The organism is Vibrio sp. 1-2 (7-a) (assembly GCF_013048515.1).
GTDB classification, from domain to species: domain Bacteria; phylum Pseudomonadota; class Gammaproteobacteria; order Enterobacterales; family Vibrionaceae; genus Vibrio; species Vibrio diabolicus.
In genome coordinates, this window is the sequence record NZ_VHSQ01000001.1 from 455,705 (window position 1) to 473,672 (window position 17,968).

26 protein-coding genes are annotated in these 17,968 nt (G+C 43.8%); 22 read left to right on the top strand and 4 right to left on the bottom strand.

Annotated elements, in window-relative coordinates:
• The first annotated feature begins 53 nt into the window (after positions 1-53).
• From FKN08_RS02060 to FKN08_RS02090, 7 genes are all read left to right on the top strand, one after another.
• Positions 54-341 (top strand): hypothetical protein, encoded by a 288-nt coding sequence (locus FKN08_RS02060; RefSeq protein WP_170891201.1) that lies wholly within the window; start codon positions 54-56, stop codon positions 339-341.
• Complete coding sequence (locus tag FKN08_RS02065; protein ID WP_170891203.1) at positions 338-559, top strand: hypothetical protein; 222 nt, start codon at positions 338-340, stop codon at positions 557-559. Before FKN08_RS02060 ends, FKN08_RS02065 begins: the two co-directional genes overlap by 4 nt.
• The gene (locus FKN08_RS02070) at positions 541-768 is read left to right on the top strand and encodes a hypothetical protein (protein WP_104974954.1); all 228 of its coding nucleotides are present in this window, start codon (positions 541-543) and stop codon (positions 766-768) included. Before FKN08_RS02065 ends, FKN08_RS02070 begins: the two co-directional genes overlap by 19 nt.
• Positions 765-1,004, top strand: a complete 240-nt coding sequence (locus FKN08_RS02075; RefSeq protein ID WP_054576242.1) for a hypothetical protein — start codon at positions 765-767, stop codon at positions 1,002-1,004. Before FKN08_RS02070 ends, FKN08_RS02075 begins: the two co-directional genes overlap by 4 nt.
• Positions 991-3,096, top strand: coding sequence for a hypothetical protein (locus FKN08_RS02080; RefSeq protein ID WP_170891205.1), 2,106 nt, complete (start codon positions 991-993; stop codon positions 3,094-3,096). The genes FKN08_RS02075 and FKN08_RS02080 overlap by 14 nt, the downstream gene beginning before the upstream one ends.
• Positions 3,097-3,238: 142 nt before the next feature.
• The gene (locus FKN08_RS02085) at positions 3,239-3,970 is read left to right on the top strand and encodes an AHH domain-containing protein (protein ID WP_047010089.1); all 732 of its coding nucleotides are present in this window, start codon (positions 3,239-3,241) and stop codon (positions 3,968-3,970) included.
• On the top strand, positions 3,970-4,545 hold the full coding sequence (locus tag FKN08_RS02090) for a hypothetical protein (RefSeq protein ID WP_053808821.1): 576 nt from the start codon (positions 3,970-3,972) through the stop codon (positions 4,543-4,545). The genes FKN08_RS02085 and FKN08_RS02090 overlap by 1 nt, the downstream gene beginning before the upstream one ends.
• A 614-nt stretch (positions 4,546-5,159) precedes the next feature.
• Here the strand turns inward: FKN08_RS02090 and FKN08_RS02095 are convergent.
• Positions 5,160-5,978 (bottom strand): hypothetical protein, encoded by an 819-nt coding sequence (locus FKN08_RS02095; RefSeq protein WP_047010086.1) that lies wholly within the window; start codon positions 5,976-5,978, stop codon positions 5,160-5,162.
• Positions 5,979-6,503: 525 nt separating this feature from the next.
• On the opposite strand from FKN08_RS02095, the gene FKN08_RS02100 reads away from it, so the two are divergent.
• A complete protein-coding gene (locus FKN08_RS02100) occupies positions 6,504-6,782 on the top strand; it encodes a hypothetical protein (protein WP_017821166.1) in 279 nt (92 codons plus the stop codon).
• Here the strand turns inward: FKN08_RS02100 and FKN08_RS02105 are convergent.
• From FKN08_RS02105 to FKN08_RS02115, 3 genes are all read right to left on the bottom strand, one after another.
• Complete coding sequence (locus FKN08_RS02105) at positions 6,777-7,028, bottom strand: ogr/Delta-like zinc finger family protein (RefSeq protein ID WP_080773762.1); 252 nt, start codon at positions 7,026-7,028, stop codon at positions 6,777-6,779. The two genes, FKN08_RS02100 and FKN08_RS02105, sit on opposite strands and share 6 nt — an antisense overlap.
• Before the next feature lie 65 nt (positions 7,029-7,093).
• Positions 7,094-8,125, bottom strand: coding sequence for a phage portal protein (locus FKN08_RS02110; protein WP_170891207.1), 1,032 nt, complete (start codon positions 8,123-8,125; stop codon positions 7,094-7,096).
• Positions 8,122-9,909, bottom strand: coding sequence for a terminase family protein (locus tag FKN08_RS02115; protein WP_104971987.1), 1,788 nt, complete (start codon positions 9,907-9,909; stop codon positions 8,122-8,124). The genes FKN08_RS02110 and FKN08_RS02115 overlap by 4 nt, the downstream gene beginning before the upstream one ends.
• Positions 9,910-10,074: 165 nt before the next feature.
• Here FKN08_RS02115 and FKN08_RS02120 point away from each other — a divergent pair, with 165 nt between their 5' ends.
• The 14 genes from FKN08_RS02120 to FKN08_RS02185 all read left to right on the top strand — a co-directional run bounded on the left by FKN08_RS02120 (position 10,075) and on the right by FKN08_RS02185 (position 17,790).
• Positions 10,075-10,941, top strand: coding sequence for a GPO family capsid scaffolding protein (locus tag FKN08_RS02120; protein ID WP_053808826.1), 867 nt, complete (start codon positions 10,075-10,077; stop codon positions 10,939-10,941).
• Positions 10,941-11,963: a phage major capsid protein, P2 family gene (locus FKN08_RS02125; RefSeq protein WP_104971986.1), complete on the top strand. Its 1,023-nt coding sequence runs from the start codon at positions 10,941-10,943 to the stop codon at positions 11,961-11,963. The genes FKN08_RS02120 and FKN08_RS02125 overlap by 1 nt, the downstream gene beginning before the upstream one ends.
• A complete protein-coding gene (gene gpM, locus FKN08_RS02130) occupies positions 11,956-12,672 on the top strand; it encodes a phage terminase small subunit (RefSeq protein ID WP_104971985.1) in 717 nt (238 codons plus the stop codon). The genes FKN08_RS02125 and gpM overlap by 8 nt, the downstream gene beginning before the upstream one ends.
• A gap of 108 nt (positions 12,673-12,780) precedes the next feature.
• Positions 12,781-13,245, top strand: a complete 465-nt coding sequence (locus tag FKN08_RS02135; protein ID WP_104971984.1) for a head completion/stabilization protein — start codon at positions 12,781-12,783, stop codon at positions 13,243-13,245.
• Positions 13,242-13,730, top strand: a complete 489-nt coding sequence (locus FKN08_RS02140; protein ID WP_170891209.1) for a phage tail protein — start codon at positions 13,242-13,244, stop codon at positions 13,728-13,730. The genes FKN08_RS02135 and FKN08_RS02140 overlap by 4 nt, the downstream gene beginning before the upstream one ends.
• The gene (locus FKN08_RS02145) at positions 13,723-14,382 is read left to right on the top strand and encodes a phage virion morphogenesis protein (RefSeq protein ID WP_042522476.1); all 660 of its coding nucleotides are present in this window, start codon (positions 13,723-13,725) and stop codon (positions 14,380-14,382) included. Before FKN08_RS02140 ends, FKN08_RS02145 begins: the two co-directional genes overlap by 8 nt.
• 2 nt (positions 14,383-14,384) lie before the next feature.
• The gene (locus tag FKN08_RS02150; RefSeq protein WP_170891211.1) at positions 14,385-15,515 is read left to right on the top strand and encodes a DUF2586 domain-containing protein; all 1,131 of its coding nucleotides are present in this window, start codon (positions 14,385-14,387) and stop codon (positions 15,513-15,515) included.
• A 3-nt stretch (positions 15,516-15,518) separates the two neighbouring features.
• Complete coding sequence (locus FKN08_RS02155) at positions 15,519-15,971, top strand: phage protein (RefSeq protein ID WP_017821175.1); 453 nt, start codon at positions 15,519-15,521, stop codon at positions 15,969-15,971.
• 20 nt (positions 15,972-15,991) lie between these two features.
• Positions 15,992-16,198 carry a TraR/DksA C4-type zinc finger protein gene (locus tag FKN08_RS02160; RefSeq protein ID WP_017635443.1) on the top strand — a complete coding sequence of 69 codons (207 nt, stop codon included), beginning with the start codon at positions 15,992-15,994 and terminating at the stop codon, positions 16,196-16,198.
• 4 nt (positions 16,199-16,202) lie between these two features.
• Positions 16,203-16,412 (top strand): HP1 family phage holin, encoded by a 210-nt coding sequence (locus tag FKN08_RS02165; protein ID WP_017635442.1) that lies wholly within the window; start codon positions 16,203-16,205, stop codon positions 16,410-16,412.
• Entirely contained in the window at positions 16,399-16,989 is a 591-nt protein-coding gene (locus FKN08_RS02170) for a lysozyme (RefSeq protein WP_017635441.1), read from the top strand. The genes FKN08_RS02165 and FKN08_RS02170 overlap by 14 nt, the downstream gene beginning before the upstream one ends.
• Positions 16,964-17,305, top strand: coding sequence for a hypothetical protein (locus tag FKN08_RS02175; RefSeq protein ID WP_052764199.1), 342 nt, complete (start codon positions 16,964-16,966; stop codon positions 17,303-17,305). The genes FKN08_RS02170 and FKN08_RS02175 overlap by 26 nt, the downstream gene beginning before the upstream one ends.
• A gap of 22 nt (positions 17,306-17,327) precedes the next feature.
• A complete protein-coding gene (locus FKN08_RS02180; RefSeq protein WP_017635439.1) occupies positions 17,328-17,516 on the top strand; it encodes a hypothetical protein in 189 nt (62 codons plus the stop codon).
• Complete coding sequence (locus FKN08_RS02185; RefSeq protein WP_017821180.1) at positions 17,509-17,790, top strand: putative phage tail assembly chaperone; 282 nt, start codon at positions 17,509-17,511, stop codon at positions 17,788-17,790. Before FKN08_RS02180 ends, FKN08_RS02185 begins: the two co-directional genes overlap by 8 nt.
• Positions 17,791-17,968 lie beyond the last annotated feature (178 nt).

Here is a 17,968-nt window from a genome sequence, read left to right on the forward strand (position 1 = left end):
CTTTGCCCCTGTAACAGGGGGCTTTTTTTCGTCTTAGCGTAGGAGCATAAAAGATGAATCTAAATGAAGTCGCAAACAAACTCGCGATCCAAACAACTATTAATAGTCTGTTCGCTTTGGCGTTGGATAGCTCAGATGTCATCAGTATTCGTATCGAGTACTCATCAAAAATGAGTCTTCTCAACGTGATTGTGTTTGATGAGAACACAACGAATCACGCTCACAACGTTGTATTGATTGATAAAGAGCGTGCGCTAGAAGAACTACTAAATATTGAAGATTACCTGATTGAACTTATTGCTGTTCGCCGCGACCAAATGGAATCGGAGGATGCAGCATGAGTATTAGTTCGAGCGAGGCCAACCAGTTAATTGAAATGTTGAAAGATCGATTGGAAGAGTGTTGTGACTGCATTGAAGCTGGCTATGAGATCACTCGTTCTGCTGGATACACGACTATCGATGCAGAGTTAACGGTGGAAGGCGGGCGCTCTTTCATTGATGAGGCGAGTCGCTACTTAGAAGAACAGGAGTTCGAGTCATGCAATACGCCGCAATAATGCTTTGTCCAGCTGGCGGTGTTATCCGTCATGAAGACACTCAAGAAGTTGCCAATGTAATGGTTGGCGACTTCGACTCGCTAGACCAAGCGATCGAACAAGCGTGTGTATCCCTCAGTTGCACTCATTTAACCAAAGGCGTTTTGAGCAAAGGCAATGGGAAAGGCGGCTTTATGTTGGTAACGACCCAAGAACTGGAGGCGGTATGAAAAATAAAAGGATCACTTCAGTTAGTGTCGGTGATGATGTCATTCAAATTTTGGAAGGACGAACAAAGACATATGAAAAGTGTGCTATTGCATATTTTGCTGGGCCGGAAGGATGGGGCATAACTATGACTATTCGACTCGAAGAGGTCGAAGGTTTTCTGAAGTCTCCTGATACACAGAGACTATTCGTTAAGTTTTCGAAAGAAAAATTAGGGATAGAGTATGAACCAGTCTGACCTTCTCTATATCGGTGGGGCAGTGATGCCCCTGGACCGAATCAAAAATAATGACGCCAGCTATAATGCTGGTTTTTTAGGTTCCAAAATTTACTCAGACCAAGAACAAGCGCTTCTGGATAGCGGAATGGTCAAAAAAATAGCGATATATGACCGCGTTCCCAATCGAAAGTCTAAGCGTGAGCGAGATCTTCAAGAGCGAACTGACTTCTATAAATCTGTCAATTACCTCTCGGAACACGACCGCGAAGCGGCGGCGAGAATCGCCGAAGAGTATAGGCTAGTCAAGGGGCGCAAAAGTCCGACAGAGAAATTTCGCCACAGAAAAGACAAGCAAATTAAGCAATTGATGAGTCTGAGCAAGTCTCTACGCCCTAAAAATATCATCAGCAATGCCGACGCCAACTTTAGCCATGATGCTTTGTATGAAACGAACGAGCGCTCCAAACCAGCCATTCTCAATCAGAATGGAAAACGAGGACAAGGCGAACCTAAAAAGATTCCTATTTCAATGCAGCTAATGCACCGGTCTTGGAATGAAACTTATAAGTTTCAGGCGGTAACCGAAACGCCATCTAGTGCTGCGCCTTCGGAAAACAGTGGTGAGAGGTTCTCGGAAAAGCTGACGTCCCGTTCTGTTTCTAAAATCTTTGAGGCAGGGGCTTACACTGCAGCTTGCCATGGTGGTTTCTCTACTTTTCTCACGCTGACTTTCACCAAGGCACAACGAATGGCCATATTCGGTGGAATGTTGGATGGAAGTGAGTGTGTCAGTATGGGGTCACATCATCCAATAAACTATAAGCGCAACATGGTGACAGTACATCCTAAGCGTGGTGAAAAGAAAGTTGACCAACCAATCACGGATATTGGTGGAGAATACTGGCTGTTTCCAACCTTAGATAGTAAGCGTGTTAAAGCTATGAACCAGGGCAGTGTCATAGTCGGCCCATATTGCGATCTTAAACAAAAGCCCAAGCAAGAGTTCTCGATGGAAAAAACTTTAGAGACAACAATAGGTAAAGAAGTCTCTCGTTTTCTTGATGGCGCAAAGAAAATGTATCAACGCGGCTGGGTTGCGGACCATACCATCCAAGTTGATAAAGATAGTGGACGAAAGTACTGCGACTTATCTCAGGAGAAAGTTGCTAAACATGTTCAGCCTAGCGATGTTGGCCCGACTAACTTGCCTGCTGATTTCCATTACATATGGGTAGCCGAGTGTCCAGCCAATGAAGATGGAGAGCCTAATCCACACGTTCATATTTTGCTACGTTGGACAGTACCAGAGCATCTCTTTAGTCCTTGGGCTAAGCGACTTGAAAAAATATGGGGGCACGGGTTTGCTAAATTAGAGCGAATCAAAAAGCCCAAAGCCGCCGGTTCTTACATTATCAAAGCAGTCGGTTATGCCGCTAAAGGTGAAAATGCTGACCAAGGGCTAATCAAGGGAAATCGATACAATATCGCGAAGTGCTCAAGAGCTCCTGCCTGGGAAACTCTTGCTTCGTTTGAAGCTGGCAATATGACCGCAATAATTAAGGAGTTGGGCTACAAACTTGAGCAATGGAAAAAGCCAATTAAGCGGCAAATCCGCAAGCTACGAAATGCCAAAGAGCAAACCATCAAGGCCAAAGCGATCGCCAAAAAGCAGCAGAAATCTGAGGAGTATCAGAACAAGCTTTATCAGAGAATCATCCGTTTGGAAAAGCAGGCCGAAAAGCTGAGTCAGAATTTGCATAGCAGGGGAGTACACGTGAATACGAGCAATCGCTTCTGCATTACGTTTGAGGGAGAACTGGCTAAGGATAAAGTAGACAAGTTTATGGTTTGGGCTGCTGGTGCAAGAGGGTGGTCATTGAATTGCAGGGATTTGGACCTGAGTGATATAAAACAAGACGCGAGCCACTTCTATCAATCTGAATATCAGCGATTTAAGGAGAATCAGTCCTATTGGCAATCACTATTACATGAATCTATACCACACATGGAAGTTGATGAAAGTGAGCTTTCTTATTGGTATAGCATTACGGCAGACTATCTCGAAGGGCGGCTTTTTCCAGTGTGTCATCGGGTCAATGTGAACTTGTAGTACAGTTCCTAAAATATGCAAATGAATGCAATGCTGAAATATTTTATATGACCGAGTTCTAGAATAACGTGTTGATAATTCGCTCGCTTCTACTCTAAGTGATATCCAATCACATTTTAAAACAATGACTAGGTTGGCAGCCATGAAGAATAGTTTGAGTCGTGTTGGGAAAAAATCTAATCGTCCTAGTAACCCAACAGCAGCAGAGTTAGCTTTTGATCGTTTTGACCAATTAGTGACGGACTTTTACGATAAGTATCGTAAGTCTCCGCCAGCAGGAGAAACTAAAGAGCAAAAAACAAAAAGGTTTTTTCATGAACAGAGAGATTATGACTTCTTGAAGCTTAAAAGAAGAGAGCTTATAGCCCATGCGCAAGTTAGAGACCTTGAAGAGAAGCTTAAGAGCTACACAGATAAGAACTTAAATAAGAAACCGTCGGAACTATTGTCAGAGAAGCACCACCCGACTAAAAAGCTTGCGAATAATCTAACAGCTGCAGGAGAGCCTCAACCTACCTTAAGCCATGAAGCTCACCATATCATACCTGGTAAAGGGCGACATCGTCAGGCTGATATAGAAACAGCTAGAATCAATATGCATATGCACAGGATAGGTATTAATGCTCCCCAAAATGGTGTTTGGTTGATGAATTACGCTAAAAACGTAGACCTAAACTGGGAAAGCCCTGACTCTCCAGCGCATCGTTCAATACATACTTATAACTATGAATCTTGGATCGCGTCAAAATTTTCATTAACACCTCTTAATAAGCAGCTTTTTGAAGCCTCTCTCCTTCAAGTAAAAAACCATTTGAAAAAAGGAACATACCCTAAGACCATACTTGAAAGTAAAAATGAGGACTGGAGAGGTTAATGACGGTTTATAAAATTTCCGACTGTCACAATGAATATAAAATCGTGAGCACTACGCCTAGTTCTGTAGCTAGGCAGTTAGGTGACATAGATTTAATAGAAAAAATCGTTGTGCAGCCATTAGAAAACTTTTCTTTAAAAAGTATATGGGGTGAAGTAGATATTGAGTTTGAAGATGTTCTCAAGAAAGACTCATTACTTCCTGATATCAGTTTATGGTTACGGGTTTTCTTAGTGCTTTCCCCTAAAGCTTATGCATCTTTAAAAGAGCCATTGAGCAAAGTAGGCGAGTTCTTATCGATTCGCTATAAAGGAGAGGAATGGTACCTGTATACACCATTGGAGTTTGGGCAAGAAGATGAAGATAAGTGCATCCAAAAAATTGAATATGGCAGCTTAGCAGGTGTAGAGGTTTTAGTATTTAATGAAAGCGACGTTGCAGAAAAGGTTGTTTTTAAATCAAAGATGCTAGGAGCGAGCTTTCTGTATTGTACTGAACATTTTAAGAGTTTGTGCGAACAAAATGAGCTAGGTGGCGTTGTATTCTCATCTAATCTGACAGATCCATTCAGTTAATAGCAGTTACACAATATAAGTAGAATTACGAAAATGAGAGTGAGGCCATTTTAGAGCGCTCTTTTGGGAGGGCTTTAGTCTCTACTTCATCCAATAATTTAGTACAACTACGCATGTATTATCAGTAGCAACCGTCATTTCATCATTTGGTTTGTTGTTTTCGCTTGTGCAGATCGGAATTATATAAACCAAAGAGTTCTTTGTTGGGTGTTGTGATTGCCCAAACTTGACGATGTGTCCTCCAAGAGCATTTTGAGGACACATTGCACCCGTAGCACTTCTGTGCCCGGGGTCTATGCCACACTTGTCTCGGTATAGGGCTATCCAAGACTTATTATCCACTTTGGGGTCCTTAGTTGATCCAATTACGTTTAAAAACTTCTGCCCTTTGTTCCAAGTAGCTGTACTGTTAAAAGTTGACTTAATGACGATATCACTAGGTTGCTGAGTTATGGCTTCTGGTGAACTGCAGCCAACCACAGTTAGTACACTTATTAATACACTTAATAAAGTTTTCATTTACACAAATTCCCTTATAAAAGTGGTTGGGGCTTTAGCTTTAAGAAGCCCACGTGATGTGGGCTTCTTATCAGTAATACATAGTAAGACTAGGATTATCTATCTTCTAGACAGAGTGCTCTTATAGTGCTGCCTTCTTTCACTGGGGTTGTCATATTTTTAATCCAGTCCTCAACGGTGACTTTATACTCTTTGGCAAAAAGCTCTTTAACCGAGTCCCAGTTGGATGGTGACAAAGAATACATCGCTTGCGACAGTTCGTATTCAGAATGAAAAGTAATTATGCCTTTATGTTCTGAAACTGAAATTTGGAAAGTACTGCTATATAGGCAGAACTCTACATTGCCCGAAGAGTCAACTTGTAAAAGATTTTGAGCAAAGTTAGATAGCCTCTCTGTCTGATCAGCATAAGATAATGCTGCTGATGCTAGATTTCGCACAGACTTGACTATCTGCTCTTTATCTCCTTGTGTAATACCCCAAAAACCATCAACAAAGGAGTTTATTAAGACATCTGCATTGCGACTCTTTTGTTTGATCTGTGTTGTTGTGGCCCATTCCAAAGTCACAAAAGGCATTGAACTTATATTCTGAGTAAACTCTATGAAGCGTGCTCTGTTACCTTTACCTTCGGGATCTAAAGGATTGTATTGAGCCTTCGTTCGGCACATGTTAACGGCTGTCTGCATACCGTCAAACACGCTCTGTGGAGCAGTACCTGGTGTTGATGCTTTTTCCGCTTGGGCTCTGTAGTCACCAACAGCCTCTGAATTGGCAGGGTTTTCTATCAGGCTATCGCTTTCTAGCATAGCCAAAGCTCCGGGCCTCATAAAGATAGTTTGCGGCAACAAAATGTTCTCCGCACTATTGATGTGCTCTAGCCAAGCATTAGTTCTTTCTAATAGATTAGACATTTCTATATTTCCTATTGTTAGGTGAATACCAAGACTACCCGTTAGCTGGAGAACTAATACTTCAAAACTGCACCCCAACAATTTGGGTATGCAAACAGGTTCGTATTGAGTTGGAGATTAATCCATTAGTAGTTTTATTTTTGTGGTTATTTTTTGTGCAGTAGTGATCCAGTTATCATTGTTTTGTTGTTGTTGTATGTTGGTTTCATTGCATTTGTGATTCATGCCGCATTTTTATCACGAATATGCTTAAAATTTTGTTTGAACATGAGTACTGACGTCAGTACGAGTGCTGTAATTCTTATGACTGAAAAAGATATTTAAGAATCAGAAATCTATACTGCAGCATTTCATATGCTAAATTTAAGCCAATTTTTTTAGTCAGCTATTGAGCGTGCTAATAGAGCTATTTTGACGCTGGTCGATGATGATTTTTGCTGGTTTTGATTAGAGCTTTGCATATGCCTATTGATACAAAGTTTTTTAATGAGTGAATTGTATCTAAAAACCACTGTGGAAAACTGTATGGATATACAGTATATTTCACTGATGATTGGTAAGGGTGTTGATATGTCGAATAAAAATCAAAACGATATCTTGTTGTCTGCTTTAGAAATCGTCATTGATGGTGTGGCTAATAGTGAGGCAACAGAGAGGACTAGAGCGGCAGGTGCATATATTGCTGGCTTAATACTGGCTGATACAAAAGGGCAGTTGGACTCCGAAAAACAAAAAGCCATCTTGAGCATTGTCGAGATGGCTTCTGAAGTAGATAGCACGGCGTTTATACAAGATTCACTATAGTATCGAGAGTTGATGTTTGAGCTGTTGTCGTGCCTCTGGCGGCAACGCCTTACATAAATCAAAAGCCATTTGACTAGTTGTTTTTGCCGATGGGCTCAAAGTGTGACTATAAGACAAGTTCATCACAAAACTATGCCCGCATTCTGGGTCACTACAACTGCAATATAAATCGGCATGACTATTGGATAGTCGATTGGATTTTTGAATTCGGCTTTTACAACCACACTCCGGACACAATACTCTCATACAAGCACCTAACTTATTGACTGACCAAATAATGATACGTCAAAGGGCTGTGTTTTTGTACAGGTTTATGGACTTTCTCCAAACGTAGTATCAAATTTTAAATGTAGATTTTTGATATTTTTTATCTCGGGATCGTTGTTAACTTCATCCATAATTAGTTCGCATACGGGGATGATTTCGTCTTTGGCATACTCACTGCCAATTTTGACGGGGTCACCCAGATTAGTCGTTCCCTGGGGAATGATTCCTGCTTTTCCTATAGGGAAGCGATGCCCTACGAGAATGTCTTGCGCAGTGATGTTTTTGATTCGCTCAAATTCATCTTTTGTCGCTATATCGCCCACCGGGATTAGCTGAATCCCTTTTTCTGCACCGCCTGGAATATTAACAAACATACTTCTAAAGTTACCCACCCCTTTGGAGCTCGCGATTTTTTCCTTCAGCATTTGTTCGTCGTCATCACTAAGGTTTGGATCCGTGGCGTAAAAAATGAATCCCATGTGTGCACCGTTCTTGTAATAGCGACGACGAAATAACGTTGCATCACGGTTTAGTAAGCTACTTTGTAAACTACCTAGATAGTCAGGTAGTCCATAAACTTGCTGCTGCAGATCTTCTTGAGGCAAAAAAATGATGTCATTCTCTTTGTATACTCGTTGCTTGTTGTCTCGCTCTAGCAAAATGAAGTCCCCATTTTTACGTCTACGTAGATACATGGTCGGTAGAGGAAACAAGCGCACAACACGTTTGAAGTGGTCGCGGATTTTTAAAAATGCGGCATCACCAAACGTGAAGTAGTTATTACAAAAAGATTGAATCTGCCGACGTCTTGAACCGCCACCTGAAATAAAACGGGCAGCAACATAATTTGCTCGAGCTTTAAGTAAAGACCCGTGATAGGCGTTTGCACGTGAAGTTTCTGCTAAGCCCTGGCGTGAGATTGGAGGTTCCCAGTAACCATCAGTGTCGTTATAGAAAAGTTCAGAATATGAAGTCATCCAACTGGTTGAGTCAATTGCCTCAGGCGTTGAATCAATGTGATAAACAGATTCCGCATGTTGCTCCTGTTGTACTAGTTTGTCTTTTTGATTGATCATGCTGCAGTCGCCCAGGTTGATTTCGTTGGTGTGTTGTGGTCTAGCGGCTCATTGATAATGGCGTGTGAAATGGCCCAAAACGCATCGGCGTGACCTGTTGTTTCACTTCGCTCTGCTTTAAAGGTCATAGCGTTACCGCTATTGGTCGGTACTCGTTTAATCGCCATGAATGCCATAGCAATGTCTTTGTGTTCTGCATCAAACTGCAGTCGTTTTGCTTCTACGATATCGATCATCTTCATTACTAGGCGATTCTTGTTTTCGTTGCTGTAATGTATGGCGTGGGCTTCACGAGGGTACTTTTTCTTAATTAAGTCCCAAACACCGCCGCCAATGCCTGTAGTATCAACGCCTATGTAAGTGACTTTGTAGCGTTGAAATACCTTTTCAATTTCACTCACGTGGTACTGGAAGTTAAGCCCTTTCCAGTAGTGCTTCTCTAAGACACGAAACTTTTCACCTGCAACTGCCGGTGGAGCTATTACTACCAAACAAGCATTGTCTCGCGTTCGGCTAGGGTCATAACCCAACCATACTTCACGCCCGGCAAACGGTGATTTTGTTTTCGGCTTGAAGTCCTGCCAGTGGGCAGAGTCAACCATGCCTTTTTCGAGGTCAGAGAATTTGAATACAGACAAAGAGCCGTCGACGAAGATACACATAAACAGGTTATCGAAATCGTCTTTACTGTATTCGTCCTTTAGTTCTTCAATATCAAATAGTTCACAGCCGCCTGCTGCAGCGTCTTCAATCGTGACGACATATCGCCACTGCTTATCAGGGCAAAGTACACCACCATCGCGATATTCATCGAACGTTGGAAACTCAATTTTGGCGCGTGAGTCTCTGCCTTTTCGCCATTGGTCCCCCGTCCAAAACGGATATGCCTGGTGCATTTTCGATGATGGTGTTGAAAAGTAGGTTTTACGCCATTTTTTATGGGTAGCCATTGCCGAAGCGAGTTTGTTTAGTTCGTCAAACTTCGGTATCCAGAAATACTCATCAACATAAACATGGCCGTGGTAACTCTGCGCGGTTTTGCTATTGGTAGATAAAAAGCGAAGTTCAGCACCATTGGAGAGAATGATCGGGTTTCCAGTCAGCTCTATGTCTAAGAACTCTTTTGCAATAGCAATGATGTAGCTGCGGAAAACTTCCGCTTGAGCTCGTGATGCTGACAAAAAGATTTGGTTATCGCCGGTCAGAATCGCATCTTCTAACGCTTCACCACTGAAGTAGTAAGTTGCGCCAATCTGGCGGGACTTAAGAATGTTTCGAATACGCTGTTTTATGTTGTTGCGCATTACATGCTGATAGGCAAACAGGGAGTCATGCCATGTGACAAAGTCCTCTTCACTCAGTTCGCTGATGTCATTCTTTTTACTTTTACGTTTCTTGGTCGATTTTGAATTACTGCTAGATTTCTGGCTGTTACGGCTATTTGTACCGTCATGCTTTTTATTCCCTGTATTTAAAGGTTGCTCACCTTGCTGCTTTTCTTGTGCCCTTTGTTTCTTTAATGCAGCGTGATGCTTGATAAGCCGATCGAGCATGTCTAGTTGGTTTTTACTGGGGTCAACAAGTTCAAGCAGTGTTTGAATTCGATTTGCTATCGCTTCATCAATGGTTTGTTCACGCAACATATCGCGCCAACCGAATTTGTCTGCCCAGTAATAAATGATGCGCTCATTATTCAGGTTCAGTTCGGTAGCGATTTCACGTGGCGTCCAAGCTTTCAAATAGAGTGCTCGGGCGGCTTGTCGTATTTCGGGAGAATATGCCATAAGCGCATCATACGCGCCGAAAACTTGCAGATGACTAAACAAAGTTCGGATGAATTCGGATAGTAAATATATCCGAATTACAAGGAATTGAAGTAGCTGAAACGACACATTCAAAGGCGTATTGTTTGCTCGAACCGTATGTGATTGACAAGTTTGAGTACAAAAATGCCAAAGATTAGTGAGTGGAAAATCATCGCGACAGAAGGACCGACCGTCGACGGGCGTAAAATAACCCGTGATTGGATTGAGCAAATGGCCGCTAGTTATTCGATGGATGAGTACACCGCACTAATTTGGCCTGAGCATCGTCGATTTTACGGTTACGGTGAAAACTGGGGCCGAGTGGTTGAAGTAAAAGCGGAGGAACAAGGCGGGAAATTACGTCTGTTCGCCAAGCTAGAGCCGAATGACTATCTGCTTGAAGCCAACCGTAAAAAACAAAAACTATTCACATCTATTGAGCCAAATCCCGACTACAAGGGGGAAGGGCGTTGCTATCTAATGGGCCTAGCTGCGACTGACTCCCCAGCCTCCACAGGAACATCGCTCCTTCAATTCTCTCGTGTTCATGGGGAAACCACCGAGATCAAAGCAAGCCATTTAGAAGAGGTGGACTTTTCAGATTGCTTTACTCGCAAAGACCGCTTTTTTGCGGCATTCAATGAATTTTTCTCTTCTGACGATGAAGAGCCAGAAACGCTATCAACTGCAGAGGGCACCAACGTGACCGAAGAACAATTAAAAGTCGCACTAAAAGAGCAGTTTTCTGCTTTCAAAGGTGAGTTTAAGCAAGAACTAAAAGAAGAGTTCAATTTGCAAAACACACCCGATCAACCAGAAACACCAGAAGTAGCAACCAAAGATGCGACGGTCGAGCAGTTTTCCGCTGCGCTGGAAGAAAAGCTAAATCCGTTGTTTGAGAAAGTGAACGGACTAGAAACTAAGTTTGCTGAACTATCACAAGAAGTCCCTGACCAGGAACCTGATCCATCAGGTGCTAGTGAATCTTTCTCATCTAAGGAGATGTTTTAATGCTGAACGCACTATCTACCAGTTATTTACAAGAGTTTTGTACAGCGACGTTATCCGCCGCAAATGCTCCGCAAGGTACACAGTCGTTTAACTTGACGCCCCCAATGGAAACTAAGCTACGTCAAGCAATTATGGAATCGGATGCTTTCCTAGGCATGGTTTCATTGCTGCCAGTTCAGCAAATCAAAGGTCAGGTTGTTGATGTTGGTGATGATGGCCTTTCGACTGGTCGCTCTGGTTCGGGACGTTTTAGCGTGGAAGTGGGCCAAAGTGGTAATACCTACGAGCTTACAAAGACAGATTCAGGAGCACACATCCTTTGGGAAACTATGACGCAATGGGCAAACTCTGGCTCTAAAGGTCACTGGTTGAGCATGATGAAAAGCGCGATTTCTCGTCGTTTTGCATTGGATATGTTGCGTGTCGGTTTTAACGGTACGTCTATCGCAACTAATACGGACCCGATTAAAAATCCATTAGGCCAGGATGTAAATAAAGGCTGGCTCACGATTGTTAAAGAGAAGAGATCTAGCCAGGTACTCGCATCAGCAAAGCTTGACCCAACAGGCACTGCGACTGATTCATACAAGAATCTTGATTCACTTACGCAAGATCTAATCAACACGACGATTGCTCCCGAACATCGTCAAGACCCAGATCTCGTTGTTTTAGTTGGGTCGAATCTAGTCGCGGCTGAGCAGCACCGCTTACTTGAGGCTGCCGATAGTCCAACAGAGCATAAAGCGGCACAAAGCCTAGCCAAGACAATTGCTGGCAAAAAGGCTTACACACCACCATTTTTCCCGGCTGATCAACTTTGGGTTACCAATACCAAGAACCTACAGATTCTGACGCAAGAAGGCACTCAGTGGCGTAAGCAGAAAAACGATGAAGATGAGCTTCGTTTCAAGCAAAACCATATCCGTATGGAAGGTTACGCTGTGGGAAATCTTAAAAAGTTCGCTGCTATCGAATCTGTTTCAGTCGTCGAATCAGCCGTTGCAGGGGTGATTAATGGCTAGTCCTTTAGCAAGGCAGCGTCGTCAGCTTCTAGAAAATCAAGTCAGTCATTCTGCATCGAAGTTGAGTGCTAGTGCAAATACCGAAAGCCTGCACATCAAGCTGATCGATTTTGAAGAAGACCGCAAGTATCTAAAACAGCTCAATGCTATCGAAGACAAGGTGAAACATAAGCGTGATGTTTTGGTGCCCAAGTACAAACCGTACGTGGAAGCTTACCTAGCAAAAGGCGAAGTATTCGAGAACCCAATTTTCACCAATATGGTTATCTGGTTGTTCGATGTCAACGACATGGAAACCGCGATTGATTGGTGCTTGAAAGCCATAGCGCTTGATTTACCTACACCAGATAACTTCCGACGTGACTGGCCAACCGTGTGCGCCGATGAAGTTTTAGCTTGGGCGGAAAAAGAGTCTGGCAGAGGACATTCTATCGAGCCTTATTTCAGCGCGGTTTTTGAAAAGGTTGAGAGCGAATGGCGACTACACGAAGAAGTGCATGCCAAGTGGTATCGATTTTCTGGGTTGCACTTACTTCGAAATGAAGAAGGACAACCGCAACCGACGTCTATCGGTTGTTTAGATACCTTGGAAAAGGCCTTGTTGCTACTGCAGTGTGCTCATGAGAAGTACGCCAAAATTGGGGTGAAAACCAAAATTGGTCAGGTAGAACAACGTATTCGAGCGATTAAAGACAACAAAAACTTGTAACAGCTCCTACGCCGCCGAGCCTCGGCTGGTGAGGTAAGAGTGCCAATAGGCTAACTCAATACCGTCGACCCAGTGGCTAGAGGCTCACTTATTAAAAGAGGAATAACGATGTTTACGGGATCTTCCGGTTCGGATTATCAAGCGACAGAAATCACTAATGACGGTTTTTGGCCGAACATCAATGCCGGTGATTTTGAAAAGCGTCGCGGTATTCCTGCTGCTCAAGACTCAGAACGTATTGCTATCGCTCTAGTTCATGCTGTTTCGGAAGTTAATCAGCAACTCGAAGACTTAAAAGCTAAGTATCAGGAAGAGGGGTATGCAACTGCTGGCGATGTTCCTGCTTTTCCGAAAATGAATGATAAAAACCGTGTTGTATATCAATACGAATCAGCAGTATTTGCGAGAGCCAAAGCTGATTTGCTGCCGGACATTGCAACTGTTCATACCAAGGACAAGGGCGATCACATCGCAGACAGAAGCGTAGAGGTGCGCACTGAATTACTTTCAGAAAGCCAGCGCATTATTCGAAATATGAAAGGGCTGAACCGTTCATCGGTGGATTTGCTATGAGAACGCAATACCAAGCAGGTTACAAGCTGCGTGATCTAAACGCATTTTTAATCAGCGTTGTGGGCGACAAGATAGCCAAGCGCATGGAATGTGAAATGGGCAAGGTTGAGTTGAAACTAGAAACCAAGTACATGGGCCATGGTTTTGACCTGCTGTATCAGCGTTATGTTGCTGACTTCTACTTCGACAAATTCCCTTTCAAAGAATACGACCCAGCGGTGCTGTTCGCCAATGTTGGAGCGTGGTTGATGGACAACGATTCTGACCGTTTCCGCATCGAAGACTTAGACGACCCAGACGTAGACGTAGTACTGGAAGATGAGAAAAACGCCGAAGTGTTGGTCTCAGTCATGTTTGAAGAACCCGTCAAAGTGGCTGCAGACCCAGACGGGCCAATCTATTGGAATGGTCAACGCTGGAAGATTGAAGAGTACGAGATTTGGCAGGCGGAAAGGCTATCAAATGTAGTTCTCCGCAATGTATGAGATACGGGCCGATAAGCGCAGTTATTTGCGAGTTAAAGAGCAATTCGAGCTGCTAAAGCTTGAGAAAAAAGCCAGAGCCCGAGTGCTGAAAGAGCTTGGTAAATACATCACCAAAACGACCAAAAAAAACATTCGAGCACAGCGTGACCCAGACGGTAAAGCGTGGTCAAAGCGCAAAAACGGCAGGCGAAAAATGCTTAGAGGTTTCACTAAGAAGCTAAAGCATTTTCAAAAAGACAATAACCGGGTTTTGGTTGTTGGTTGGCCATCAAGACGAGGAACCGTTGCACTAGCTCACCATACAGGTGAAGCAGAGGAAAGCGGATTACAGCAGCGATTCAAGCAAGCCAAGAAAGCGAAAGAACCAAAGAAAACCGACCCGGCAACGAGAGAGCAAGCGAAAGAGTTACGCGACTTAGGTTACAGACTTCCGCCCCAAGGCAGGCAGAAGAGAGGCAAAAAGCCAACGCTCAAATTCATTACTCAGAATATGACCGTCGCTGAAGCCGCAAAACTGATTAGTGATCTGGAAAATAAAACGCCATCACGTAAGTGGGAAGTAGATCGCCCAGAACGCCGATTGATAGGCATTAGTCCGAAACGGGCAGCAATGATTATCAAGCGAGAAATGAATCGAAATAGGAGCAACTAAACATGGCATGGCCTACCGTCATTATTAACATTCTGAACATGATGCGCGGACCGATCCCGGGCGTTGAATTTCACTTTCTGTTTGTTGTGTACGGCACAGTTGCAGGAACAGAGCGCAACCTAATTATGGTGGATAACACCACGGATTTTTCAGACAGCACATTCGATAACATCGACCCTATACACATGCTCACGCTAAAAGCTGCTCAGTTAAATGGGAAACAGAACTGGACTGCCGGTGTGATCGTTTTAAACCCATCAGATAGTTGGCAGGCTGCGGTTTTTAAAGCCAATGAGACATCAAGCTTTGAAGCTGTTGTGTTGGATAAGCCAAATACTGGAGCGTCCACTCTTGAAGATGCAGTCGCATTTCGCCATGAACTTAAAGCCAAGCTTGGCCGAGAAGTTTTCATGATCTGTTCCTTACCAGGAATTAATGATTCCGAGGACGGTGAAACATGGGCCGAGTGGTTAGCGCAAACGATGAATGTGCCAAAGAGCATTGCAAGTGAATACATCACCGTAGTGCCACAAGTACACGAAGGAAACTCTACAGTTGGCATTTATGCAGGTCGGTTGGCCAATCAAGAAGTATCTATTGCTGATTCACCGGCACGAGTAAAAACAGGCAGCATTCTGGGCAGTATGAAATTAGCAAAAGATAAGGATGGAAAGCCATTAGAGCTAGCAACACTTAAAGCACTAGAAGCTGCTCGAATCGCTGTGCCGATGTGGTATCCAGACTATCCGGGACAATATTGGACAACTGGACGTACGCTAGATGTCCCTGGTGGTGATTATCAAGATATTCGTCACATTCGTGTCGCCATGAAAGCAGCACGTAAAGTGCGGGTACGAGCAATTGCACGAATTGCTGATCGAGAATTCAATTCCACACCAGGCAGTGAAGCCAGCGCAAAGCTGTATTTTACTCAAGACCTCCGTGAAATGGCGGTAGTGAAAAAAATTGGTGATTACGAGTTCCCTGGTGAAATCAAACCACCTCAAGACGATGACATCACCATTACATGGGTTAATAGTGAAGAAGTTGAAATTCTACTCGCAGTTACACCTTACGAGTGCCCAGTGAAAATCACCATCGGCATCATGCTCAATCAACGACTAGGGGAGTAAACAATGAATTCTCGTTATACAGGGCGAAGCTTCGACATAAACATGCTGGGGATTTTGGTTCATGTGGAGTCGGCTACAGCAACCATCAATGATGAGTCTGCTGTTGATAAAGAGCGCGGCATTCCCACTGGATTTACTCATGGAGCTGTGAGTTGTGATGTTGAGTATGAGCTGGACTTGAACAACTTCCGTAAGCTTCAACAAAAAGCTCGCGAAGCTGGCAGTTGGCGCGGTATTAAGCCACACGACTGTATGTTCTATGCAAATACTGGCGATGATGAAGACAAAGTAGAGCTGTTTGGTGTGAAGCTTCAAATCTCAGATTTACTTAGTGTTGATCCAAACAGCAGTGATAAAACCAAGCGCAAGCTTAAAGGCTTTGTGACGAGCCCTCACTTTGTTCGCATTAATGGCATCTCATACCTAAGTAATGATGATACCCGCGGTTTGCTTTAAGCCTATCAGAGAGAGAACGAATGCCTGACTTTATCGACCATGCTAGTAGTAACGAAACCAAGTTTACTGAAATGGCAATCGCAAACCAGCTTAAACAGTCTATGCAGACAAGCGAACAAGAGAGTGCAAAAGAATGCCTTGAATGTGGTGACCCTATCCCTGAAGGGCGTCAGATAGCTATAGCGGGATGCCAGTTTTGCGCACCTTGCCAGGCTAAGTTGGAGTAACGATATGAAAGATTGGTTCGACAAATTAACCAGTGGAGTTGCTTACCTTGTGTCATTGGCAGGAATGACTTTCAGCAAGCTGACATTTGAGCAGTGGTATTTCATTTTATCACTAGTGATTGGCCTTGCAGCACTGGGATTGAACTATTGGCACAAGCGAGCAATGCAACGTATTGCTAGCGAAAAAGGAGTAGCACTGAGTGAAACTGACTAAGCGCATCATTTGTTCTGTCGTCGCTGTGATCGGCTTGGTAACAGGTGGTACGGCTGTTTATGGACCTGAATTGACGCAGCCCATTGGGCAAGTTGTGGTATCGGAACGAGACTTAGGAACGCTGCGCATCACCCCTAAAGGACTGAAGTTGATTGGTGATGCAGAGGGATGCCGGCAGAACCCTTACGTTTGTCCGGGAGGTATTCCTACTAATGGAATTGGGAATACTCATGGTGTGCCAGATACGCCAATCACATTGGAGCAAGTCGCGATCGACTGGGTGAAAAATATTCAATCGGCCGAACGATGTGTGACCAATGCAGAAAGGATTTCAGGAGCGCAAATGAGCACGGGTCAATTTGACGCATTTACCAGCTTTGTTTTCAACTTCGGGTGTACCAAGTTTCGCAAAAATAAGGACGGCTCTGACACTCGGATTTACGCAGCAATCAAACATGGCAATTATCCCAAAGCCTGCGGTCACATTACGGAGTGGGTAAAGAGTCAGGGCGTTGTACTTAAAGGACTCGTCACTCGAAGAGGATTAGAACGTGATCGCTGCATGGAAATGGATTAAGTGGATTGGTCTTGCGGTGTTGGTGACGACCATCGCGGTGCTGAAGCTGCAGCTTCATACCGTCAAAGCAGAGAAAACCACATTAAGTGAAAAGCTCACCAAGGCAGAAGCAGACAACCAAATCAACTTAACCACCATTGAATTTTTGAAGGGTGAAAGTGAGCAAGCTAACAACATGTTAGTTCAGCGGCAACGGCAACACATAGCAGCAGAGGAAAAACTCAATGCAGACCTGGCAGCACTTAAAACAGAGCTGGCAAACGTTCAGTGCCATATCCCTGCCACTGTTACTGACCGCCTGCGCGAACCCTACTGAAACCGTCGCAACGCAGGTGTTCATGAAATTGCCACCTGCTGGAATGTTGGTGCCCTGTTCAAAACCACAAGTTCAAGGGACATGGCCAGAAGTGGTTACCGACGACATTCCCAAGCTGAAAAACGCACTGACTGAGTGTGATAACCAGATTGAAGATTATTTGCAATGGCGTGCTAAGCACGAAAACAAGAAGAGAAGTAAAAATGACTAAACCTACCTTTACATCAAAACCTGTCGTAGTCGCTATCGGTGGCACTGACTTCGTATTTACGCCAACGGTACAGGATGCAAATAACTATACCAATGACATGATGCCTAACAACAAAGTCGCGCCTGCCTATACGTACTTAACGCGTACTGTGAACCCAGAGCAAAAAGATGAGCTCACTGAGTTACTTGATAGCGTTCCCGGCTTAACTATCGAGCTTTATGCCACGGTAAGTAACGCTTCTAAAGGTGGTATCGAAATCACACTAAAAAAATAACAGATAGGGCAAAGCGGATTGAAGATAATCCTTTGGAACAAGCCTTTGCCCTTCGTCGTCATTTTTTGCCGAGTGAACCAGACGACGAAAGAAGTTTAAGTCGCGCTATCTGGCTGGACAAACATCAGTTCGAACGCGAAGAAAGAGCGGTAATGAGTGCTATCAGCCGACTGTTTAG